The following is a 21563-nucleotide window of genomic DNA, read 5'->3' as shown; positions in this document are numbered from 1 at the left end:
GGTTCTACTGGTTTCGTCATACGTTCTCCATGCTGCCACGTCGGGGTGACAGCGTGCACGCGGTTATCGGCACTACTGCGCGTCCCACCAGTGCCGCGACAGTGTTCCGGTGGCCAACAGCACCGACGGACCGCGCATCCACGCCCGTCCCTGCACGACGGTGACCCGCACCTGACCACCGGGAACGCGCACGGTGACCTCGCCGGTTTCGGTGCCCACCGACACGCCCGCGGCGGTCAGTGCGGCGGCGGCCGCGGCGACGGTGCCGGTGCCGCAGGAGCGGGTTTCGCCCACGCCGCGTTCGTACACGCGCATGTCCACGGCGTTGTCGGCGTCCAGCGCGGTGAGGATTTCCACGTTCACGCCGTGCGGGAACAGGTCGGGGTCGAAGCCCGGTGACGCGGTGAGGTCGAGTTTGGCCAGCGCGTCGGCGGTCAGGCTCTCGTCGACGCAGGCCAGGTGTGGGTTGCCCACGTCGATGCCGATGCCGGCCAGTGCCCAGCCGGCGAGAGTGGCGGTGGAGGGGCCGAGTTCGCGGACAATGCCCATGTCGACCGTGACTTCGCCGTCGGTCGCGTCCGCAGTGTGCACGACGACCGGTCGCGCGCCCGCGCGGCTGCCGACGACGTATTCGGTGCGGGTTTCCAGGCCGGTGGCGTTGAGGTAGTGCGCGAACACGCGAATGCCGTTGCCGCACATTTCCGCGATCGAGCCGTCGGCATTGCGGTAGTCCATGAACCAGTCGTCGCGACCGACACCGTCGGGCAGCGTGTCCAGGACACCGGCGGACAGCAACGCACCGGCCTTCGCCACGCGCAACACGCCGTCGGCGCCCAGACCTCGCTGCCGGTCGCACAGGGCGGCGACGCGGTCGGCGGTCAGGTCGAGGCGCACCTCGAGGTCGGGCAGCACCACGAAGTCGTTCTGGGTGCCGTGGCCCTTGCTGAATTCGATGTCGGACACGAGCTTCATTGTGCTCCGCGCCGAAGCGGTGGGCGTTACCGGGCGAAGGTGCGGCGTTGCCGGGCGATCTCGTACAGGCTGATCGCGCCCGCCGACGGCGCGCCCAGTGAGCTGGCCGTGCCGCCCATCGGGATGGTGACCAGGTCGTCGCAGGCCTGCGCCCACGCCGAGCTCATGCCGCTGGTCTCGTTGCCCACGACCAGGATGGTGGCCTCGGTGAAATCGTGGTCGTAGATCGTTTCGGGGGCGTGCTCGTCGGTACCCACGATGCGGGTGGGGATGCCGCGTGCCACCTGGCGGTCCCGAAATTCCAGCACCTGTTCGGGGCCTTGGGCGCGCAGGACCGGCATCGCGAACAGGGAGCCTGTCGAGGCGCGCACGGCTTGCGGGTCGAACTGGTCGGCGCCGTGGCCGGTCACGATCACCCCGGACGCGCCGAAGGCGTCGGCGGAGCGGATCAGCGTGCCGAGGTTGCCGGGCGAGTTCGGGCGATCGAACACGACCACCACCGGCGCGTCCTCGCCCGGTTCGCCGGGAGCGTAGTGGGCCAGGTTCACGTGCCGCGACTCCGCGACCGCGACGATCTCCGGCGAGCTGGCCGCCTTCTCCCCCAGCTCGGCCATGAGTTCGGGGACCAGACCCACCACCGGGATCTCGGTGGTGTCGAGGATTTCGCGTGCCCAACTGGACAGGTCGGGGCCGCCGAGGCGGTACAGCAGCGTTTCGATGGGCCAGTCGTTGGCCAACGCCTGGGTGATCGGGCGCACGCCCTGCACGAGGAACCGGCCGTCGCGATGCCGTTTGGTGCGGTTGTTGAGGTAGGCCTGCCACACCTGGACCGAGGCGTTGCGGGTACTGACTCGTCGCGTCACTGCGCTGTCCGTCCAATCGGGTCGTGGGGTGTGAGCAGGGCCAGCGCGGTCGCGGCCAGGTCAGGGTCGGCGCCGTCTACCCAGGCCACGCGGGGATCGCGGCGGAACCAGGACCGCTGCCTGCGCACGTAACGGCGGGTGCCGATGAGGGTGCGTTCGCGGGCGTGCGCGAGGTCGTATTCGTCGTCGAGGTAGGCCAGGACCTGGGCGTAACCGATGGCGCGGCGGGCGGTTTGGCCTTCGCGCAGGCCCGCGTCGAGCAGGCCGCGGACCTCGTCGACCAGGCCGGTGTCGAACATCAGCGCGGTGCGGGTTTCGATGCGGGCGTCCAGGGCGGCGGTGTCGCGGTCCACGCCGAGGATGGCGGCGTTCCAGCGGGGGGTGCCGATGGTGGGGGCCGAGGCGGCGAAGGGGCGACCGGTCAGTTCGACCACCTCGAGCGCGCGGACCATGCGGCGGCCGTCGGTGGGCAGGATGGTGGCCGCGGCGACCGGGTCGGCCCGCTGCAGGGCCGCGTGCAGGGCGTTCACGCCGCCTTCCTCGAGGACGGCTTCCCAGCGGGCGCGGACGTCGGGATCGGTGGCGGGGAAATCCCACTCGTCGAGCAGGGCCTGCACGTACATCATCGAACCGCCCACGATGACGGGGGTTTTGCCGCGGGCCATGATGTCGTCGACGATCGCGCAGGCCGCGCTCTGATAGGCGGCCACGGTCGCGGTTTCGGTGACGTCGAGGACGTCGAGCAGGTGATGCGGGATGTCACGGCGCTGGTCGGGGGGCAGTTTCGCGGTGCCGACGTCCATGCCGCGATACAGCTGCATCGCGTCGATGTTGACGATCTCGCCGTCGAGTTCGGTGGCGAGATCCAGCGCCAGGTCGGATTTTCCGGTGGCGGTCGGGCCGACGACCGCGATCGGTCTGATCGTCACTGGTCACCTTCCCCTTGCTGCCACACGCTCACGTCATAGCCGACACCGAAAGGTGCGCCTTGGTAGAGCGTACGCACCCGCGGATCGGTCGAATCAGCGGCGAATAGACCACTCAGTACCTGGTAGGCGGCCCGCCCGTCCACGAGCAGCTCCGCGCACAGTTCCGGGGGCAGCGCGGCCAGACCGGCACGCGAACCGGTGCGCAGCGCGGTGTCCAGATCGTGCTGGACAGCGGCTGCGCGTTCGTCGAGATAGCCGGGGGCTTTCAGCGTCAGAGTCGCCGCGCCGTCCGCGACGACGAGCACAGCGACCTGATCGTGCGAAGCATCCAGTTCCTCGCGCAACGCGGCACCGACCGCGACACATTCCGACGCCGATGTGTCCGCGGCGATCAGCCGGGACTGCACCGAAATACCGGGCGCGACCTGCTCCCGCAACCAGCCAGCGATCAGCACCGGAAGGGGAAGCTGGGAGTCTGCTGGCGTGGACTGCTCCACCGACGGTCCGAGGTCGACCACGACATCGGCACCGAAGCCCCGAAACGTTCCCCGCGTCGCCGAACCGTAGATCCGGTCATGGCTGTCGACGCCGATCACGATCCACCGGTCCGCCCGCGCGGCGAGCGCGGTCGCGGCGTCCAGGGCCGCCGCACGCAGCACCACGGTCGGATCGTCGGGATCGCTGCCCGACACCGGAACTCGCCCACACAGTGCGGGCACCAGCATCGGCGGCGACGGGACCAGGGCCGCTATCGAGAACACGCGGTAACCGTAGCCGCAGTGCGCGGGCAGGCCCGCATCCGGCGCGGCGCGGGCCCACGGCGGTCTGCGAGTGTCCGGCGCAGCGTTGCCCACCGAGATTGCTAGTGTTTTCAGGTGCGACTACCCACGTCGTCCGGGACGAAATCCCAGGAAATCCGCTCTTCGATCCTTCGGATCGATGGTTTCCGCGGCGCGAACCGGGTTCAATGGGAAGTGCTAGGGCGTAACCAGGCAGCCGTGACGCGCGGCAGGGACGGAGAGCAATGACCGACAGCAACGGAACCGCGAAGCCCACCCCAGGTCCGGCCCCGCGACCGTCCGGTAGCCCCAAACCCGGCGGGAAAGCTCCGAAACCCCATGCCGTGAAACCGGCGCCGGGCCCCGACCAACCGCACCCGCACGCCGTGGTCGTGCCGTCGGCCACCGACCCGAGCAAGTGGGGACGCGTGGACGAGGACGGCACCGCCTGGGTGCGCACCGCCGACGGCGAACGCATCGTGGGCTCCTGGCAGGCGGGCGATGTCGCCGAGGGCCTTGTCCACTTCGGCCGCCGGTTCGACGATCTGGCCACCGAGGTCGCGCTGCTGGAAGCACGCCTGGCCGCCGGTGCCGACGCGCGCAAGACGAAAGCCGCCGCGCTCGCCCTGGCCGAAACGCTGCCCACCGCCGCGGTCATCGGTGACCTGGACGGGCTGGCCGCGCGCCTGCAGGCCATCACCGAACACTCCGAGGAAGCCGCCGCGCAGGCCAAGGAGGAGAAGGACCGCGCCAGGCACGAACACACCGAGCGCAAGGAAGCCCTCGCGGCCGAGGCCGAGCAGATCGCCGCCGAATCCACCCAGTGGAAGGCCGCGGGCGACCGACTGCGCGACATCCTCGAGGAGTGGAAATCCATCCGCGGGGTCGATCGCAAGGTCGACGACGCGCTGTGGAAGCGCTACTCCAAGGCCCGCGAGGCGTTCAACCGCCGTCGCGGTGCCCACTTCGCCGATCTGGATCGCGAACGCGCCACGGCCAAGACGCGCAAGGAAGAACTCTGCGTGCGCGCCGAGGAACTGGCCGACTCCACCGACTGGACCGGCACCGCCGCGGTGTTCCGCGACCTGCTCAACGACTGGAAAGCCGCGGGCCGGGCACCACGCGAAGCCGACGAGTCGCTGTGGCGCCGGTTCAAGAGCGCGCAGGACGTGTTCTTCGCCGCCCGCAACGCCGCGGTGTCCGAACGCGACGCCGAATTCGACACCAACGCCGCCGCCAAACTGGAACTGCTGGCGGCCTACGAGCACATCGACCCGGCCAACGGCATGGACGCCGCCCGCAACGCCCTGCGCGAACTGCAGGACAAGTGGGACGCCATCGGCAAGGTCCCGCGCGAACAGATGCAGGAACTGGAAGCCAAGCTGCGTGCCATCGAGAAGCGGGTGCGCGACGCCGCCGACCAGCAGTGGCGGCGCAGCGACCCCGAGGCCGTCGCCCGGGCCGCGCAGTTCCGTGAGCGGGTCGCCCAGTACGAGGAGCAGGCCGCCAAGGCCACCGCGGCGGGCAAGAAGCGCGACGCGGAGAAGGCCCTGGAACAGGCTCAGCAGTGGCGCGAATGGGCCGAGGCCGCAGAGGGCGCGGTCAGCAATTTGTGAGTGAAGTACGAAGAAACCCCGGCCGAATCGGTCGGGGTTTCTTTGTGTGACAAGGCTATTCGCCGGTGAGGCGCTTTCGGTCGCGGTCTTCGGCCTCGCGCGCGGCGTTGCGACGCTGCTCCTCCGCCGCCAACTGCACGGCGGTGCGACTCCACACGACGCGGATCCAGTGGAACGTGAGCACCATGATCGCGATCGTGCCCAGGATCAGGCCGATGCCGGGGCCCGCGCCTTCGTAATTGCCCAGGCCGGGGGTTTGACGGTGCCAGATCGACAGCACACCGAACACACTGCCCACCGCCGAACCCGCGCACGCGATCCAGGCCAGCACCCAGCGACGGGTGGTCAGCGCCAGCAGCGAGAAGCCGACGCCGAACACGATGACCAGCCACACGAAGATCCGCGAGGGCAGGCCGATGTGTTCCACGCCCGCGGCCTCGGTGTTCAGCAGCACGTCGAAGCCGCGCGCGGTGCCCGCGGTCGGCAAGACGAGGGAGAACAGCAGCGCGAAGACCGCGCCCGCGACCACCAGTGCTCGCGCGCCGGGGTCGATCTCACCGGCGATGCGGCGTTCGACGGCGTCGAGTTCACCGCGGAACTGTTCGAAATCCTGGTCGTTGCGCGCCGGGTTCACCGCGTGTCCGCTCCTGTCGACAGGCTGATCATGGATGGGTTCCACTGTGCCATCACCGGATGTGCCGTTCGTATTCGACCCACTACGACCGGTAGTAGATTCGTCGCTCACGAGGGGCAACCGGTCGAACAGCCGCTGTCGACGACCGTTTCGACCACCGGTGCGCCGATGCGCGGCAGACCAAGACCGACACCGATCGGCGCGGTCTTGGGGGTGATGCCGCGTTCGTGCGCGTCACCGGCGGTGGTGCGGCGATGCGATTTCACCGCGCTGTCGGCGATGAGGTGGTGCGGGGCGGCCTCGGTGATGTCGACGGTCACGATGTCGCCGGGGCGGATGCCGGTCACGTCACCGGGACGGAAGTGCACCAGTCGACCGTCGCGCGCTCGCCCGCTCATGCGTGCCGTGACCGCGTTCTTCTTGCCCGCGCCCTCGGCGACCAGCAGTTCCACTTCGGTGCCGATCAGCGCCTGGTTGTTCTCCCAGGCGATCTGATCCTGCAGCGCGATCAGCCGTTCGAACCGCTCCTGCACGACCTGCTTGGGCAGCTGATCGGGCAGTTCCGCGGCCGGTGTACCGGGACGCTTGGAGTACTGGAACGTGTACGCGCTGGTGAAGCGGGCGCGACGGACCACGTCCATGGTCTCGAGGAAGTCCTCCTCGGTCTCGCCGGGGAAGCCCACGATGATGTCGGTGGTGATCGACGCGTGCGGCATCGCGGCGCGCACCTTGTCGATGATGCCCAGGAACCGTTCCTTGCGGTACGAGCGGCGCATCGCCTTGAGCACCCGGTCCGAACCCGACTGCAACGGCATGTGCAGCTGCGGGCAGACGTTGGGGGTGGCCGCCATCGCCTCGATGACGTCGTCGGTGAACTCCGCCGGGTGCGGGGAGGTGAACCGCACGCGTTCCAGGCCTTCGATGCGACCGGTCGCGCGCAGCAGTTGCGCGAAGGCGCCCCGGTCGCGCGGCTGTTCGGGGTCAACGAAGTTCACGCCGTAGGAGTTCACGTTCTGACCCAGCAGGGTCACTTCCAGCACGCCCTGGTCGACCAACGCCTGCACCTCGGCGAGCACGTCACCGGGGCGACGGTCGACTTCCTTGCCGCGCAGCGACGGCACGATGCAGAACGTGCAGGTGTTGTTGCAGCCCACCGAGATCGACACCCAGCCCGCGTACGCCGACTCCCGCTTGGCCGGCAGGGTCGACGGGAACGCCTCGAGCGATTCCAGGATCTCCACCTGGGCTTCCTCGTTGTGCCGGGCGCGCTCGAGCAGCACCGGCAGCGAGCCGATGTTGTGGGTGCCGAACACCACGTCCACCCACGGCGCCTTGCGCACCACGGTCTCGCGGTCCTTCTGCGCCAGGCAACCACCCACGGCGATCTGCATACCGGGGCGTGCCTGCTTGACAGGGACCAGCTGGCCGAGCGTGCCGTAGAGCTTGTTGTCGGCGTTCTCGCGCACCGCGCAGGTGTTGAACACCATCAGGTCCGGCGTCTGCCCGGCGGCGGCCTTGGTGTAGCCCGCGTCTTCGAGCAGACCCGAGAGTCGTTCGGAGTCGTGCACATTCATCTGGCAGCCGAAAGTGCGCACCTCGTAGCTGCGCGCGTCCGTGCGCTGAGTCCCGTTCTGAACCGTCGATTCCACCCGTCCAGGGTACGGGCCACACCGACTGTGATGCGCGTCACGGTTGCGAATGGGTAATAATGCGCAAAGGTAACGGGCAAGCTGCTGGGTTACCAGCACGTGTCGTTTCGGCGAGCCGTCACGGCATGTCGGCGAAAGCCGGGCAATTCTCCAGATTGGACATAAGGTTTCTCACCATGACCGACGACGCCGCACCCGCGTTCGGGAAAGCCGACGCCGCAGCCACTACTGCTGTGCCGATGATCTCGATGCGCAACGTGGAAAAACACTTCGGTGACCTCCACGTCCTGCGCGATATCCACCTCGAAGTGCCCCGTGGGCAGGTAGTGATCGTTCTGGGCCCGTCGGGTTCGGGAAAGTCGACCCTGTGCCGCACGATCAACCGCCTGGAACCGATCGACTCCGGTGACATCGCCATCGACGGCGTCGCACTGCCCGACGAGGGCAAAGCTCTCGCGGCGCTGCGCGCCGAGGTCGGCATGGTGTTCCAGTCGTTCAACCTGTTCGCGCACAAGACCATCCTGGAAAACGTCATGCTCGCGCCGATGAAGGTGCGCGGCAAGAGCAAGGACGCCGCCCGCGAGCACGCGTTGGCCCTGCTCGAGCGGGTCGGCATCGCCAACCAGGCCGACAAGTACCCGGCCCAGCTGTCGGGTGGTCAGCAGCAGCGCGTGGCCATCGCCCGATCGCTGGCGATGGACCCCAAGGTCATGCTGTTCGACGAGCCGACCTCGGCGCTGGACCCGGAAATGGTCAACGAGGTGCTCGACGTGATGGTGGCGCTGGCCAAGGAGGGCATGACCATGGTCGTGGTCACCCACGAGATGGGCTTCGCGCGCCGGGCAGGCGACCGCGTGCTGTTCATGGCCGACGGCGAGATCGTCGAGGACGCCGCCCCCGAAGCGTTCTTCACCGCACCGAAATCTGAACGTGCCAGGGACTTCCTGGGCAAGATTCTCAGCCACTGACTTCCAGCATCATCTGTGTCACAAGGAGAAGGAAACCCATGAGGATCAATCGTGCGATGCGCGTCGGTATCGGCGCAGCGGCACTGGTAATGGCTGCCACGCTCACCGCGTGCGGTGGCGGCAGCGACAAGTCGGCCCTGGACAACGCCAAGGACGGCAAGCTCACCATCGGCATCAAGTTCGACCAGCCGGGTCTTGGCCTGCGCAACACCGACGGCACCTACAGCGGCTTCGACGTCGATGTGGCCAAGTACGTCGCGAACAAGCTCGGTGTGAAGCCGGAGAACCTCACCTTCAAGGAATCGCCGTCCGCGCAGCGTGAGACGCTGATCGAGAACGGCCAGGTCGACCTGGTCGTTGCCACCTACTCGATCACCGACAAGCGCAAGGAGAAGGTCGATTTCGCCGGCCCGTACTACATCGCGGGTCAGGACCTGCTGGTGCCCGCGGCCAACACCGACATCACCGGCCCGGACTCGCTGGCCGGCAAGAAGGTTTGCTCGGTGAAGGGTTCCACCCCGGCCCAGAACATCGAGAAGAACTACCCGCAGGCGCAGCTGCAGACCTACGACACCTACTCGCTGTGCATCGAGGCCATGCGTAACGGTGCGATCGACGCGGTCACCACCGACAACGTGATCCTGGCCGGTTACGCGGCGCAGGCGCCGGGCACCTTCAAGCTGGTGAACAAGAAGTTCACCACCGAGAAGTACGGCATCGGCCTGAAGAAGGGCGATTCGGAGCTGCGCGGCAAGGTCAACGACGCCATCCAGGCGATGATCGATGACGGTTCGTGGAAGGCCGCCCAGGAGAAGAACTTCGCCGGTACCGGTTTCGCGGTGCCCGAGGCTCCGGTCGTCGACCGCTACTGATCTACCACTGTTCATCGGTGACCCGAGACTGTCTCGGGTCACCGATGCGGTGTTGTCCCGCTGGCCTTTACACCGATCGGAGGACGCGCGTCCGTGTTCGACCTGATCTCGACGTATCAATCCCGAATCCTTGATGCGTTCTGGGTAACAATCAAACTCACCTTCTTCTCGGCGATCGGTGCCCTTGTCATCGGTACCGTCGTCGCCGGTATGCGCGTGTCCCCGATCCCGGTCGCGCGCTGGGTCGGCGCGGCGTACGTGTCGATCTTCCGCAACACCCCGCTGACGCTGATCCTGGTGTTCACCTCGATCGGCCTCTACACCACCCTCGGGTGGACGCTGGGCAGCGACGAGATCAAGGTCATCAACTACCGCTGGGCGATCATCGGCCTCAGCGTCTACACCGCCGCGTTCGTGTGCGAATCGCTGCGCTCGGGCATCAACACCGTGGCGCTGGGCCAATCCGAGGCCGGGCGGTCGCTGGGCTTCGGGTTCTCGCAGAACCTGCGGTTGATCGTGCTGCCGCAGGCGTTTCGCGCGGTCATCGCGCCGCTGGGCAGTGTGCTGATCGCGCTGACCAAGAACTCGACGGTGGCCTCGGTCATCGGCGTGATCGAAGCGGCGTACCTGATGAACGAGATGATCGAGAACGAGGCCGCGCTGCTGGCCATCGGTGCGATCTTCGCGCTGGGCTTCGTCGTCCTCACCCTGCCGACCGGGCTGTTGTTCGGTTGGCTGGCCAAGCGTTACGAGGTGGCACGATGAGCGGTGCTTCGGTTCTGTTCGACGCTCCGGGCCCCCGCGCGCGGCTGCGTCACAACCTGTACTCGGTGCTGGTGGTGGTCGCGCTCGTGGGCGCGGGCTGGTGGCTGTACGACGCCTTCGCGGCGAAGGGCCAGTTCACCGCGGCCAAGTGGGAGCCGTTCCTGGACTCCCAGGTCTGGGAAACCTACATCCTGCCCGGCCTGGAAGGCACCCTGACCGCCGCGGTGATCTCGATCATCGGCTCGGTGATCTTCGGCATGCTGTTCGGCATCCTGCGGCTGTCGGATCACCGGTGGGTGCGCCTGGTCGCGGGCACGGTCGTGGAGTTGGCCAGGGCGATCCCGGTGCTGATCTTGATGATCTTCCTGTTCGCGGTGTTCGCCGACTACGACCTGTTCCCGTCGGATCAGCTGGCGTTGGCCGCGGTGGTCATCGCATTGATCATCTACAACTCCGCGGTCATCGCGGAGATCGTGCGCGCGGGCATCAAGTCGCTGCCCAAGGGGCAGACCGAGGCGTCGATGGCGTTGGGTCTGCGCAAGAACCAGCTGATGCGGCTGATCCTGCTGCCGCAGGCCGTCACCGCGATGCTGCCCGCGCTGGTCTCGCAGATGGTCGTCGTCCTCAAGGACACGGCGCTGGGCTACCAGATCACCTACGTGGAGCTGGTGCGATCCGGTGCGCAGATCGGCGCGTCGTTCGGCAACGCGATCCCCGCGCTGATGGTCGTGGCGGTGCTGATGATCTCGCTGAACATGGCGCTGAGCTTCCTGGCCACGACGCTGGAGAAGCGGTTGCGGGCGCGGAAGAAGGGCGGCGGTGTGGTGTTGGCCGCGGATTCGATCGCCGCCGACGCGACACCCGGAATGGACCTCACCAAGAAGTTGTGACGTTCACGAGAACGGGCCCGATCCAGCGTGCTGGATCGGGCCCGTTTTTGTGGTGCGACAGGCCTTTACGGCACGGTGACCAGGCCTTGCTCGACCATCCAGTCGCGGGCGACGTCGGCGGGTTCGCGGCCGTCGATGTCGACCTGACGGTTGAGTTCGGTGATCACCTCGTTGGTCAGACGCGCGGAGATCGGGGCCAGCACCTGAGCGACCTGGGGGTGGGCGTCGGCGAAGTCGCGGTGCATCACCAGCGACGCGTTGTACTTCGGGAAGAAGCCCTTGTCGTCTTCGAGCAACACCAGTTCCAGGGCGGGGATGCGGCCGTCGGTGGCCGCGACCGAGCCGAACCGGCACTGTTTCGCGTCGGCGGTGGCCTGGTAGACCAGTGCGTCCTGGACGATCTGGCGCTGCGCCTTGCCCGCGTCGATGCCGTAGGCGGCGGCCAGGCCGGGGTAGCCGTCGGGGCGCACATTGAACTCGGTGCCCACGCAGGTGGTCGCGGCGCCGGGGTCTTTGGCGAGCAGGTTCGCGTAGTCCGACAGGGTGCGCACGCCGGTTTCCTGCGCGGTGGCCTTGCTGGTGACCAGAGCGTAAGTATTGTTCATCGGCGCCATCGCCGCCCAGACCATGTTGTGTTCAGCCAGGTCGGCGTCGCGGACCGCGTCGAACTGGCCCTGTTCGGTGGGGACGGGTTTCTCCTTGCCGAGGTAGTTGATCCAGCCGGTGCCGGTGTAGTCGTAGGCGATGTCGATCTGGCCGTGCAGTTGGGCGTCGCGCAGGCTGTTGGAGCCCTGGATGTTGGTGAGGTCGCGCACGTTCGCGCCGGCGGCGGTGAGTGCGAATTCGATCATGTAGCCCAGGATGTTGGCCTCGGTGAAGTCCTTGGAGCCCACGGTGACGGCCACGCCGTCGAGTTCGGGGACGGGTTGGATGCTGCCCGGTCCTACCGGCAGCGGCACGGAGCCGCCCGACTGTAGTCCGCAACTGACCAGCACCAGCACGCTCAGTGCCGGCACGAGTGCGCGCTGTAATCCCTTGAACCTCAACGCAACCCCCTCGGGCCGAGGAACTGTTCGGCCAGCGCGCCGAGCCAGTCGACGAACAGTGCGAGGGCGACCGCCAGGACCGCGCCCAACGTCAAAGTGACGGTGTCGCGCAGTTTGTAGCCGGTGTCGATGAGGATGCCCAGGCCGCCCGCGCTGACCATGAACGACAGGGTGGCGGTGCCGACTGCGAGTACCAGCGAGGTGCGCAAGCCCGCGAGGATGTAGGGCACCGCGAGGGGGAACTCGATGCGGCGCAACACAAGTCCCGTGGACATGCCCTGTCCCCTGCCCGCGTCGATCAGTGCGGGGTCGACTTGTTGGTAGCCCAGGATCGTATTGCGCAGCACCGGCAGCAGCGAGCAGAACGCGATCGGCGCCACACCCACCCAGAACCCGGTGGTGCGAGTGATCAAGTAGCACAGCACGATCAGGCCGATCGCGGGCGCCGAGGCACCGATATTGGCGATGCCGACGAACAGGGGTGCCAGGCGGCGGAATCGGGGTCTGGTGAGGATCGTGCCCAGGGGCACGGCCAGCGCGACGACGATGAGCACCACCGCCGCGGTGATGAGAATGTGCTGCCAGGTCACCTGGGCGATATTGCTCACGCTGATGGTGGCCTGCTGGATGACGGTGAGATCGCGCCGGAACGCCCAGACCAGCACACCGACGGTGAGGAACAGCACGATCACCGGTTGGGCGAGCAGGCGCAGGTATTCCGCGCGGCGCTGGGTGGCGGGGGCGGCGGTCACCGCGGGGATGTCGACGATCGAACGGGGCGGAACTGACACAGCATTCGTCACAGTGCGGCCCTCCGCGCTTCGCCTCGGCGGGAGGTCGGGACCGCGCCAGATGGCGAACAACTGACGGTGCGTGGATGCGCCGAGTGTGGGCGGATGTCGCGGTGCGCGGCCTTCATGCCGTTGCCGTTTCGGTCGCGGCCAAGTGGCTGATCAGGGTGTCTACGGTGACTGTTCCGGTGTAGGTGCCGGTGTTGTCGACGACGACGGCGGAGGCGGTGCGTTCGGTGAGCAGCGCCGCGAGTGCGTCCTGCAGGGTCGCGTCGGCGGGCAGGGTTCTGCCGATCGGGGTGCCCAGGTCTCGTAGTGAATTCGCATGGGCGAGTTCGTTTGTCGAGACGCGGCGCAAGGGTCGGCGTTCGGGGTCGAGGATGATGCCCCAGGTGCGGTCCGCTGCGTGCAGGGCTGCGGTGAGTGCCGCGGGGGTGGTGTTCTCGTCTGCAGTGACGCCCTGGTCCAAGTCCAGGTCGGCCAGGACTGCCAACCCGAGGCGGTCGATGGTGGCGGTGGCGCCGACGAACCCGGCGACCGTTTCGTCGGCGGGAGCGGCCAGGATCGCGGCGGGGGTGTCGTATTGCAGGATGCGGGAACGGTCGCCCAGCACGGCGATGCGGTCACCCAGTTTCACGGCTTCACCGAAATCGTGGGTGACGAACACGATCGTCTTGCCGAGTTCGCTTTGCAGGCGCAGCAATTCGTCTTGAAGCAGGCCGCGGGTGATCGGGTCGACGGCGCCGAAGGGTTCGTCCATGAGCAGCACCGGCGGGTCGGCGGCCAACGCCCTGGCCACGCCGACGCGCTGCTGCTGTCCGCCCGACAGTTGGCGGGGGTAGCGGTTGCGGTAGGTGTCGGGGTCCAGGCCCACCAGGGTGAGCATTTCGTCGGTGCGTTCGGCGATGCGGCGGCGGTCCCAGCCCAGCAGACCCGGCACCGTGGCGATGTTCTTGGCCACGGTCATGTGCGGGAACAGGCCCGCCTGCTGGATCGAATAGCCGATGCCGCGGCGCAATTCGTCGGCGTCGATCGCGCCGGCGTTCCGGCCGCCGATGGTGACGGTGCCCGAGGTGGGTTCGATCAGCCGGTTGATCATCCGCATCGTGGTGGTCTTGCCACAGCCCGACGGGCCGACCAGCACCACGATCTCCCCGGCCGGGATGGTCATGGAGACCTCTTCGACCGCGGGTTGCGCCTGTTCTGGATAGCGTTTGGTGACCCGGTCCAGCACGATCTCCTCGCCGGAGACCGCGGGTTTCACCGCACTGGATGTCGGCTTGGCGATGTCGATGTCAGTCACGAATTCCCCTCGGAATAGTGAGCCGTCCGAGCAGGACGAGCACGCCGTCGAGTGCGAGTGCGAGCACGACGATGAGGACGGTGCCGGTCAGCGCCTGCGGGATCGCGTTCGGACTCCCGAGACGACCCAGCCCGGAGATGATCAGGTTGCCCAGACCGGGGCCCTTCGCATAGGCCGCCAGCGCCAGGATGCCCATGATCATCTGGGTGCTGACCCGCATCCCCGTGAGAATGGACGGCCAGGCCAGCGGCAGTTCGATTGTGGTCAGCAACCGCACCTGGTTCATGCCGACACCGCGCGCGGCATCGGTCACCGCCGGATCCACCGACGACAACCCGAGCACCGTATTACGCAGAATCGGCAGCAGCGCGTACAGCACCAGGGCCACGATCGTGGGCGCGACCCCCAGGCCGAGGAACGGAATCAACAACCCCAGCAACGCGAACGAGGGCACGGTGAGAATCGCCCCCGCCGAGGCGGTCGCGGCGGCGGACCCCAGCGGGCTCCGGTACACCAGCACACCCAGTGCCACCGCGATCAGCGTCGCCAGCACCAGCGATTGCACCACCGCCGACACATGCAGATAAGAATCGACCAGCAGCTGTTCCCGCCGGTTCACCACGAACGACCACAACGCGTCCAGGATGCCCTCCCCCGTCGAACGACGGCCACCTACGGCCCTGCTCCCCGAAAACACACCCCATTCCGAGGCATGGCATCGGCGAATTAGCCTGTGCGAAACCAGGTTTCGCCAGCATGATCATGCTACGCCTCGCGAACAACCCCCGCGCCGATTCGGACAATGCCGACCACTTACCAGGCCGCTGATCGATCACCGTCGACGCCACTTGCTGTGAGCCACCGAACCGGCATTCCCGCGAGGGCCTATCGGTCTGCCTGTGACAGTTCTTCTTTCACTACCGCGTAGGCCACCGAGGGGCTGTATCCACGGCGGGCCAGCATGTCGACCAGGCGGCGGGTGGCTTTGGCGCGGTCCAGATCGGCGGGCATGGCGCGCAGTTTGCGGCGGACCAGGTCGATCGCGGCTTGTTCGTCGCCGGGTGTCGGCCTGCGTGACGCGTAGCCGGGAGCGTCCGGCTCCGCTGTGGCAGCGGCGGTTTCGTCCGCCGCCGATCCGTCCGCGGTGTCGCCGGACCTGTTCGCCCGGACCGCTGCGGCGGACGTGCGCGCGAAACCCGCTTCGTCCAGTTCGGCGGTGACCACGGCGAAGGCGGTGGATTGGTCGTAGCCGCGACGAGCGAGCATGCCCACCAGACGACGAACCGCCTTGTCGCGGTCCATCTCCGCGGACAGGGTGCGCAGTTTGCGGCGGACCAGGTCGGCGGCGCGGGCCTGTTCGGCATCGTCGGTGACGATCGACAGCGCCTGCTCGGCATCGCCGGGAGCGACGCCTTTCTCGCGTAGCTCCCGTTGCAGGGCTTTCTTGCCCCGCCCGGAGTAGGTGTGTCGTTCGTGCACCCACTGTTCGGCGAAGGAGGCGTCGTTGATCAGGCCGATTTCGGTGAACCGTTCCAGTGCCGCCTCGGTGACCTCGACCCGGAACCCCTTCTCGCCGAGCCGTTTCTCCAGTTCGGCGCGGCTGCGGGCGCGCACGGACAGCAGCCGCAAGCACGCTTCCTTGGCCTGTTCCAGGGTCGCGTCGGGACGGTCGCCCGGGGCGAGCCGGCGTGTGCCGGCCCGCCTGTCGGGCTCTCCCGGCTGGGATCCGGCCGCCACCGGATCCACCTGCCTGCCGTCGTCACCACCGACGACGGACGACAGGGAGAATTCGTCGCGCCGCGCGGACTTGCGTTCGCGTCGTGCGCCGCGGGGCCGTTGCCGACCCTGCCTGCTCCACTCTTCATGATCATCACCAACCCGCGCAGCGAAATGCGGTGGTTTGTCACGATCGGTGAATCCGGTCGGGTGCGCGCGCTGCGGGTCGCCCGCACCCGACCGAATCCCCTCCGCGTCCTGATCGGCTCGATTGTCTCGAGCCGATCGGACGAGTCCATCGGCCTCACCCCGGCCGCGACCTGCTGTGGGCACGATCAGCGGCTCCGGCTCCACCTCGATACCGAGGCGGGCCAGCTGCTGACGCATGTCCTGCACCGGATCGACGTCGACCCGATCGCGGTGGCCGCCGGGGCTCGGCGTGCTCATCGGCTCAGAAGTCGGCGGGAGCGTCGGCCTCGGCGGTCAGTACCGCGCCGATGCCCAGCTTCTCCTTGATCTTCTTCTCGACCTCGTCGCACACGTCCTTGTTCTCCAGCAGGAACTTGCGGGCGTTCTCCTTGCCCTGACCCAGCTGGTCACCCTCGTAGGTGTACCAGGAGCCGGACTTGCGGATGAAGCCGTGCTCGACACCCATGTCGATGAGCGAGCCCTCCTTGGAGATGCCGTGCCCGTAGAGGATGTCGAACTCGGCCTGCTTGAACGGCGGGGCGACCTTGTTCTTGACCACCTTCACGCGGGTGCGGTTGCCGACCGCGTCGCTGCCGTCCTTGAGGGTTTCGATGCGGCGCACGTCCAGGCGCACCGAGGCGTAGAACTTCAGCGCCTTACCACCGGTGGTGGTCTCGGGCGAGCCGAACATCACGCCGATCTTCTCGCGCAGCTGGTTGATGAAGATCGCGGTGGTGTTGGAGTTGCTCAGCGCACCGGTCATCTTGCGCAGCGCCTGGCTCATCAGGCGGGCCTGCAGGCCGACGTGGCTGTCGCCCATCTCGCCTTCGATTTCCGCGCGCGGCACCAGGGCGGCCACGGAGTCGATGACCAGGATGTCGATGGCGCCCGAGCGCACGAGCATGTCGGCGATCTCCAGGGCCTGCTCACCGGTATCGGGCTGGGAGACCAGCAGTGCGTCGGTGTCCACGCCCAGCTTGCGGGCGTAGTCGGGGTCCAGCGCGTGCTCGGCGTCGATGAAGGCGGCGACACCGCCCGCGGCCTGCGCGTTGGCCACCGCGTGCAGCGCGACGGTGGTCTTACCCGAGGATTCCGGGCCGTAGATCTCCACGACGCGACCACGCGGCAACCCGCCGATTCCCAGCGCGACGTCCAGCGCGATGGACCCGGTGGGGATGACGGCGATCGGCTGCCGGGTCTCTTCGCCCAGGCGCATCACCGCGCCCTTGCCGAAGCTCTTCTCCACCTGCGCCAGTGCCAGTTCCAGCGCTTTGTCGCGATCGTAGGCCTGCGGTGCCATGTTGTGTGCCCCTTCTCGAGCTGAGTGTCTCTCTGGTTGGCGCCCACAGTAGAGGCCGGCACCGACAAGTTCTGGCGCCCACGTTAGTCGAACACCCATTCGAGTCAAGCGACGCGCCCGGCAACACGCGAAGCAGCCCCTCCGACCAGCAATCCGACAGCGTTACCGGCGGTCAGTGCGGTGGCAGCACCGACTCGTCGCCCTCGGCCCGCGGCCCGAAGATCCGCCGCTGCGCCTGGTCGATGCGCACATCGTTGATGCTGGCTTCCCGCCGCGCCATCCGCCCGTCGGGCGCGAACTCCCACTGCTCGTTGCCGTAGCTGCGCCACCACTGCCCCGACTCGTCGTGCCATTCGTACTGGAAGCGCACGGCGATGCGGTTGTCGTGGAAGGCCCACAGATCCTTGCGCAGCGCGTAGCCGTTCTCGGTCGACCACTTGCGGGTCAGGAAGTCCACGATCGCGGCGTGGCCGGTGAAGAACTCGTCGCGGTTACGCCACACCGAGTCCTCGGTGTACGCGGCGGCGACGCGTTCGGGATCCTTGGTGTTCCAGGCGTTTTCGGCGGCGAGCACCTTCGCGCGCGCGGATTCCAGGTCGAACGGTGGCAGGGGAGGTCGCATGGGAGAAGGCCTTTCGGTGATCAGGGGTTGACCGGGGACAGTTCGGATGGTCCCCAGCGTAGGGCGAGCGCGCCCGGCCTTTCGACTATCTGTTCGATGGTGAAGTCGACCGCGCACTGCGCTCCGGCGGTCAATGTTTCTGTGTCCCAGAGGATTTCGGCATGTCCGGTGAGCTGCAGCAAAGCGCCGGTCGACCAGTCGGCGATCAGCAGGCCGCAGCGTGGTTGGACGGCGATATTGCCCAGTGTCATGAACATCGAGTTGCCGCGGTAGTCCGGCCAGCGCAGCCGGTTTGCTGAAAGTACCTGCAAGAAACCGGGATTGCCCCCACGGTGAGAGGCGTCGGCATGCCCTTCGGCGTCGGCGGTGGCGACGAAGAAGGTGTCGGCACCGCCGATCATCTCGACTGCCGCCGTGGTCAGTTCTGTTCCACGCCACACGGGTTCGATCGAGGCAGCTGCGATTTCCTGAATGTGCCTGCGTGAGATGTACTTCGGGCAGTTCGCGTAGACCTGTTCGGTGGTGATCCGTAGCCCGTCCGCCCGAGCGGTGGAGGTGCCGTTCACGCGCATTCGCCTGCGGCGCTGCGGTTCCAGCGCGATTATGCCGACCGCGACGTCGCCTGCCAACGCCGCCGACAGTGGATCGTCGGCGGCGGGCACGGTGTCGATACCGATCGTGACGTCATCGATTGCATGGACGAAACCGGCGGGCCCGGTGAGCGGGCTGCACCACAGGCGGCCCGCCGGGTCCGCGGCGGACAGCACCACCATCGGCTGCTGCGCCAGGAAGGACGCGGCCACCGCCGGGATCTGCGAACGGATCGAGCGCCCGACGTGTGCGGCAGTCTCGGCCTGTCCCAGGCGCTGCTGCACGGCCAGCTCACCGGAGTGAAACATGCTGATTCTCCTCAATCGATGACGTGAAATCGCCGGTGGCTCAGAAGAATCCGCACGTCGGCGCGGATGCCGCCGGTGCGGGTGCGGTCTCGGCGCCCGCCGGGGCGTACACCTCGAGCCGGATGCCGTCGGGATCGGCGAAGAAGATGCCGCCCGAGGACGCACCCTCCCCGTGCGCGACCACGCCGTCGTGGAAGAACTCCGCGTCCAGGTCGCGCAACGCCGACTCGACGGCGCGCACCGTGTCGACATCGTCGACCTGGAACGACAGGTGGTGCAAACCCGGTGTGCTGGTGGAGAATTCGCCGCTGCTCTGCTGCCACAGCGTGAGCACCAGCGCCCCACCTCGGCCCAGGAACGCCCACCGCTGTTCACCGTTCGCGCCGATACCCAGCGGTTCGAAGCCCAGGCCTCGGCGATAGAAGTCCACGGATCGATCGAGGTCGGCGACATTGAGGCCGATGTGGCCGGTGGTGAGCACGGGTGCGATGACGGCGGTCGTGATTTCCTCCCGGAATGGTTAACCAGCTATTGGTTGTTGAACAGTTAGAACATACGATGGACTCCACCCTTCGTCAACCCTTGAAATACTTTTAGACAGTTAGGAACGGCGTGTTGATAACCTCGGGCATGCGCGATCCCCGTCCGCACACCGGCGAACCCCCTGCTCTGGACCTGCTCAACACCCGGTGGGCGGGCGCCGAACCCGGCGATCTGCTCTCCGATCTCGACGGCCTGCGCACCTGGTTGGAGCTGCTCGGTCTGGCCGACCGCGTGCCCGTCGACGAGCACACCCTCACCGCGCTGCACACCGCGCGCGACGCCGTGCACGACGCGGTCACCCGGACCGAGCACGCCGCGCTCAATCGCGTCCTGGCCACCGGGCGCATCCGTCGCGAGCTCATCGACGAGGGACCGCGCGACATCCCCGAGGTCGACGACCCAGCATGGCTACCGGGCTGGCTCGCCGCCGACAATCTGCTGCACCTGATCGGTGAGGCACCGCACCGGATCCGCCAGTGCGCGCACCCCGACTGCGTGCTGTTCTTCTACGACACGTCCAAGAACGGCACCCGCCGCTGGCATTCGATGGCGACGTGCGGCAATCGCACCAAGGCGGCGCGGCACTACGCCAAGGGCAGCTGACCGACCCGCCCGGTCAGAACAGTTCGTCGAGCAGGCGGTAGTAGTCGAGTTTGGTGCGATCGGGTTCGGTCGACCCGTAGGCGGTGAAGAAGGCCGTGACCGCCTCGCTGCCGAAGTCTGCGGCCAGGTCGCGTTCGGCCAGTGCCAGGTCGCGGTAGCGGTCACCGCGGCCCAGTGCCGCGACATCGATCAGCAGGCCGCCGGTGAGCACGTTGCCCGGCGTGAAATCGCCGTGCGTGACGACCAGATCCTCGGTGGCCGGGCGCTGTTCGCGTAGTTGTTCCAGCATCGCCGCAGGAGCGAGGTCGCGGTGGTCATCGTCGAAATCCGTTGTGTCGACGAAACCTTCGACTACGTGCCGGCGGGCGCGGGCGAGGGTGACGTCGAGACCACCGTCGAACGGGCAGTCCGCCACCGGAAGGTCGTGTAGCGCGCGCAGGGTCTGACCCATCTGCGTGCCGACCTCGGCCGGATCAGCTTGTCCGGCAAGCGATCCCACCCCGGCATCGTCGAGCACCAACACGTCTTCGGCGAAGGCGGCCACGTCGGGTACCGGAATTCCCTTGTCCCGCAACCAGGTCAGCCGATGGAACTCGGCCACCGCGCGCGGCCCACGTTTGATCCAGTACTGGCCCGAACGCACCAGGTTGCCGTCACGGCCCTCGTGCTCGTCCGACCACGCGGGCACCGGTCCCAGCAGCGTCTCGATCGTCGGCGGCAGCGGCAGGGCCAGCTCGTCGAGGTGGTCCAGGGCCGCGCGGGTGGATTCGATGAGTTCGGAATCGCCGTCGGCCACCCGCAGGCGCATGGCCTCGTTGAGCAGCTCGCGCGCTTCCTGTGGGCGGTGCTGTTCGGCCAGGGATTTGCCCAGGTGGTGGGCGGCGAAGGAGACCAGATCCGGGTCGAGCGCGCGGCTGGCGTGCAGGGCCCGGCGGTACAGGATTTCGGCGTGGGTGGGCTCGCCCTGGTAGCGGTAGACGTCGGCCAGGTTGATCCAGACGGTGATCCGGCGCCGTTCGGTATCAGCCAGTTCGAGGGCCTGGTCGAGCCGGTCCAGCGCCTCGTCGTGGCGGCCCAGCAGCATCAACGCGATACCCAGCCTGCGCAGGCCGGGGAAATCGTGCGGGTCGGCCAGCGCGACCCGGGCCGCGAGGGTTTCGGGGTCGACCGGGATCATGCGCAGCCGCTCGTCGAACCGATACGGTCGCGTGTCCGAGTTCTGCGCTGTCACGGCCATTGCCTGCTCACCACCGGGTCGGAGGGACATCGAAGTCGGCACACAGGGCCCGCCACACGTCGCGCGGGTCGACACCCTGGTCGATCGCGACCGCCCCCGTGCGCCCCAACTGGGGTATCACGTGATCGGTCAGCATGGCGTCGGCGCGCGCGACGCCGAACTCGGTGTGCATCAGCTCCTGGAATTCGGTCAACCGCACGCTGCCCAAGATACTCGCGCTGTGTGACAGCTTTGACATCCTCCCGGCCCTGAAGGGCCGGGATTCCTCCTGAACCTTGCGGTTCTCCGGTGGGTTCCTGTTTCACAGGGACGTGCCTTCCGCTAGGCGGCAGGACTTACGGTCCCTCCGCAGGCGTTTAGCCTCTCCGCCTGTCCAG

General features: G+C 67.6%; 22 protein-coding genes and 2 pseudogenes. 6 read left to right on the top strand and 18 right to left on the bottom strand.

The genetic code is table 11. The annotated features are described in order from the left end of the window. Positions 1-72 precede the first annotated feature (72 nt). The 4 genes from dapF to ACFWU5_RS14235 are packed head-to-tail and all read right to left on the bottom strand — an operon-like array spanning position 73 to position 3618. Positions 73-954 carry a diaminopimelate epimerase gene (gene dapF, locus ACFWU5_RS14250; RefSeq protein WP_379267529.1) on the bottom strand — a complete coding sequence of 294 codons (882 nt, stop codon included), beginning with the start codon at positions 952-954 and terminating at the stop codon, positions 73-75. 44 nt (positions 955-998) lie between these two features. After that, complete coding sequence (locus ACFWU5_RS14245) at positions 999-1835, bottom strand: TrmH family RNA methyltransferase (RefSeq protein WP_379267457.1); 837 nt, start codon at positions 1833-1835, stop codon at positions 999-1001. Further along, on the bottom strand, positions 1832-2764 hold the full coding sequence (miaA, locus tag ACFWU5_RS14240) for a tRNA (adenosine(37)-N6)-dimethylallyltransferase MiaA (protein WP_379267456.1): 933 nt from the start codon (positions 2762-2764) through the stop codon (positions 1832-1834). Before miaA ends, ACFWU5_RS14245 begins: the two co-directional genes overlap by 4 nt. Continuing rightward, the gene (locus ACFWU5_RS14235; protein ID WP_379267455.1) at positions 2761-3618 is read right to left on the bottom strand and encodes a hypothetical protein; all 858 of its coding nucleotides are present in this window, start codon (positions 3616-3618) and stop codon (positions 2761-2763) included. Before ACFWU5_RS14235 ends, miaA begins: the two co-directional genes overlap by 4 nt. A gap of 170 nt (positions 3619-3788) precedes the next feature. On the opposite strand from ACFWU5_RS14235, the gene ACFWU5_RS14230 reads away from it, so the two are divergent. Further along, positions 3789-5159 (top strand): DUF349 domain-containing protein, encoded by a 1371-nt coding sequence (locus ACFWU5_RS14230; protein WP_379240864.1) that lies wholly within the window; start codon positions 3789-3791, stop codon positions 5157-5159. Between the two features lie 55 nt (positions 5160-5214). Here ACFWU5_RS14230 and ACFWU5_RS14225 read toward each other — a convergent pair whose 3' ends face one another. Further along, positions 5215-5793, bottom strand: coding sequence for a hypothetical protein (locus tag ACFWU5_RS14225; protein ID WP_379240863.1), 579 nt, complete (start codon positions 5791-5793; stop codon positions 5215-5217). Positions 5794-5900: 107 nt separating this feature from the next. Then, positions 5901-7442 carry a tRNA (N6-isopentenyl adenosine(37)-C2)-methylthiotransferase MiaB gene (miaB, locus tag ACFWU5_RS14220; RefSeq protein ID WP_379267454.1) on the bottom strand — a complete coding sequence of 514 codons (1542 nt, stop codon included), beginning with the start codon at positions 7440-7442 and terminating at the stop codon, positions 5901-5903. Between the two features lie 239 nt (positions 7443-7681). Here miaB and ACFWU5_RS14215 point away from each other — a divergent pair, with 239 nt between their 5' ends. The 4 genes from ACFWU5_RS14215 (at position 7682) to ACFWU5_RS14200 (ending at position 10937) form a co-directional block, all read left to right on the top strand. Continuing rightward, the gene (locus ACFWU5_RS14215) at positions 7682-8410 is read left to right on the top strand and encodes an amino acid ABC transporter ATP-binding protein (protein ID WP_379240995.1); all 729 of its coding nucleotides are present in this window, start codon (positions 7682-7684) and stop codon (positions 8408-8410) included. 38 nt (positions 8411-8448) lie between these two features. Beyond that, positions 8449-9282: a glutamate ABC transporter substrate-binding protein gene (locus tag ACFWU5_RS14210; protein WP_379267453.1), complete on the top strand. Its 834-nt coding sequence runs from the start codon at positions 8449-8451 to the stop codon at positions 9280-9282. A 93-nt stretch (positions 9283-9375) separates the two neighbouring features. Then, positions 9376-10047, top strand: a complete 672-nt coding sequence (locus tag ACFWU5_RS14205) for an amino acid ABC transporter permease (RefSeq protein WP_379240860.1) — start codon at positions 9376-9378, stop codon at positions 10045-10047. Next, positions 10044-10937 carry an amino acid ABC transporter permease gene (locus ACFWU5_RS14200; protein WP_379240859.1) on the top strand — a complete coding sequence of 298 codons (894 nt, stop codon included), beginning with the start codon at positions 10044-10046 and terminating at the stop codon, positions 10935-10937. The genes ACFWU5_RS14205 and ACFWU5_RS14200 overlap by 4 nt, the downstream gene beginning before the upstream one ends. A gap of 65 nt (positions 10938-11002) precedes the next feature. Here ACFWU5_RS14200 and ACFWU5_RS14195 read toward each other — a convergent pair whose 3' ends face one another. The 10 genes and pseudogenes from ACFWU5_RS14195 to ACFWU5_RS14150 form a co-directional block, all read right to left on the bottom strand. Then, positions 11003-11953, bottom strand: coding sequence for a glycine betaine ABC transporter substrate-binding protein (locus ACFWU5_RS14195; protein ID WP_379240858.1), 951 nt, complete (start codon positions 11951-11953; stop codon positions 11003-11005). A gap of 26 nt (positions 11954-11979) precedes the next feature. Further along, positions 11980-12744, bottom strand: a complete 765-nt coding sequence (locus tag ACFWU5_RS14190; protein WP_379267528.1) for an ABC transporter permease — start codon at positions 12742-12744, stop codon at positions 11980-11982. 154 nt (positions 12745-12898) lie between these two features. Further along, the gene (locus ACFWU5_RS14185; RefSeq protein WP_379267452.1) at positions 12899-14077 is read right to left on the bottom strand and encodes an ABC transporter ATP-binding protein; all 1179 of its coding nucleotides are present in this window, start codon (positions 14075-14077) and stop codon (positions 12899-12901) included. Next, positions 14070-14720 carry an ABC transporter permease gene (locus tag ACFWU5_RS14180; protein ID WP_379267527.1) on the bottom strand — a complete coding sequence of 217 codons (651 nt, stop codon included), beginning with the start codon at positions 14718-14720 and terminating at the stop codon, positions 14070-14072. The genes ACFWU5_RS14185 and ACFWU5_RS14180 overlap by 8 nt, the downstream gene beginning before the upstream one ends. 242 nt (positions 14721-14962) lie before the next feature. Further along, positions 14963-15121, bottom strand: a pseudogene (locus tag ACFWU5_RS14175) (recombination regulator RecX); the annotation flags it as partial. Between the two features lie 153 nt (positions 15122-15274). After that, positions 15275-15814, bottom strand: a pseudogene (locus ACFWU5_RS14170) (regulatory protein RecX); the annotation flags it as partial. A 430-nt stretch (positions 15815-16244) separates the two neighbouring features. Continuing rightward, entirely contained in the window at positions 16245-17282 is a 1038-nt protein-coding gene (gene recA / locus ACFWU5_RS14165; RefSeq protein ID WP_379240856.1) for a recombinase RecA, read from the bottom strand. Between the two features lie 172 nt (positions 17283-17454). Then, the gene (locus tag ACFWU5_RS14160; RefSeq protein WP_379267451.1) at positions 17455-17904 is read right to left on the bottom strand and encodes a nuclear transport factor 2 family protein; all 450 of its coding nucleotides are present in this window, start codon (positions 17902-17904) and stop codon (positions 17455-17457) included. Between the two features lie 20 nt (positions 17905-17924). Continuing rightward, a complete protein-coding gene (locus tag ACFWU5_RS14155; protein ID WP_379267450.1) occupies positions 17925-18803 on the bottom strand; it encodes a pyridoxamine 5'-phosphate oxidase family protein in 879 nt (292 codons plus the stop codon). 40 nt (positions 18804-18843) lie between these two features. Then, positions 18844-19293 (bottom strand): VOC family protein, encoded by a 450-nt coding sequence (locus ACFWU5_RS14150; protein WP_379267526.1) that lies wholly within the window; start codon positions 19291-19293, stop codon positions 18844-18846. A gap of 140 nt (positions 19294-19433) precedes the next feature. Between ACFWU5_RS14150 and ACFWU5_RS14145 the strand changes: the two genes are divergently transcribed. Next, the gene (locus ACFWU5_RS14145; protein ID WP_379267449.1) at positions 19434-19949 is read left to right on the top strand and encodes a CGNR zinc finger domain-containing protein; all 516 of its coding nucleotides are present in this window, start codon (positions 19434-19436) and stop codon (positions 19947-19949) included. Between the two features lie 13 nt (positions 19950-19962). Here ACFWU5_RS14145 and ACFWU5_RS14140 read toward each other — a convergent pair whose 3' ends face one another. Both ACFWU5_RS14140 and ACFWU5_RS14135 read right to left on the bottom strand, forming a co-directional pair. Next, positions 19963-21186, bottom strand: a complete 1224-nt coding sequence (locus ACFWU5_RS14140; protein ID WP_379240851.1) for a tetratricopeptide repeat protein — start codon at positions 21184-21186, stop codon at positions 19963-19965. Positions 21187-21193: 7 nt separating this feature from the next. After that, positions 21194-21385, bottom strand: coding sequence for a DUF3046 domain-containing protein (locus ACFWU5_RS14135; RefSeq protein ID WP_379240850.1), 192 nt, complete (start codon positions 21383-21385; stop codon positions 21194-21196). Positions 21386-21563 lie beyond the last annotated feature (178 nt).

Origin of the sequence: Nocardia sp. NPDC058640, assembly GCF_042716995.1 — a bacterium.
Taxonomy (GTDB): domain Bacteria; phylum Actinomycetota; class Actinomycetes; order Mycobacteriales; family Mycobacteriaceae; genus Nocardia.
The sequence above is the reverse complement of the archived record's forward strand: the minus strand, read 5'-3'. Positions and strand labels throughout refer to the sequence as shown.

What these genes read in the sequence shown, in the direction of transcription:
- ACFWU5_RS14200 (WP_379240859.1), top strand. Translation starts at nt 10,044, where the DNA reads ATGAGCGGTGCTTCGGTTCTGTTCGACGCTCCGGGCCCCCGCGCGCGG.
- ACFWU5_RS14210 (WP_379267453.1), top strand. Translation starts at nt 8,449, where the DNA reads ATGAGGATCAATCGTGCGATGCGCGTCGGTATCGGCGCAGCGGCACTG.
- ACFWU5_RS14230 (WP_379240864.1), top strand. Translation starts at nt 3,789, where the DNA reads ATGACCGACAGCAACGGAACCGCGAAGCCCACCCCAGGTCCGGCCCCG.
- ACFWU5_RS14140 (WP_379240851.1), bottom strand. Translation starts at nt 21,186, where the DNA reads ATGGCCGTGACAGCGCAGAACTCGGACACGCGACCGTATCGGTTCGAC.
- ACFWU5_RS14145 (WP_379267449.1), top strand. Translation starts at nt 19,434, where the DNA reads ATGCGCGATCCCCGTCCGCACACCGGCGAACCCCCTGCTCTGGACCTG.
- ACFWU5_RS14160 (WP_379267451.1), bottom strand. Translation starts at nt 17,904, where the DNA reads ATGCGACCTCCCCTGCCACCGTTCGACCTGGAATCCGCGCGCGCGAAG.
- ACFWU5_RS14155 (WP_379267450.1), bottom strand. Translation starts at nt 18,803, where the DNA reads ATGTTTCACTCCGGTGAGCTGGCCGTGCAGCAGCGCCTGGGACAGGCC.
- ACFWU5_RS14215 (WP_379240995.1), top strand. Translation starts at nt 7,682, where the DNA reads ATGATCTCGATGCGCAACGTGGAAAAACACTTCGGTGACCTCCACGTC.
- recA (WP_379240856.1), bottom strand. Translation starts at nt 17,282, where the DNA reads ATGGCACCGCAGGCCTACGATCGCGACAAAGCGCTGGAACTGGCACTG.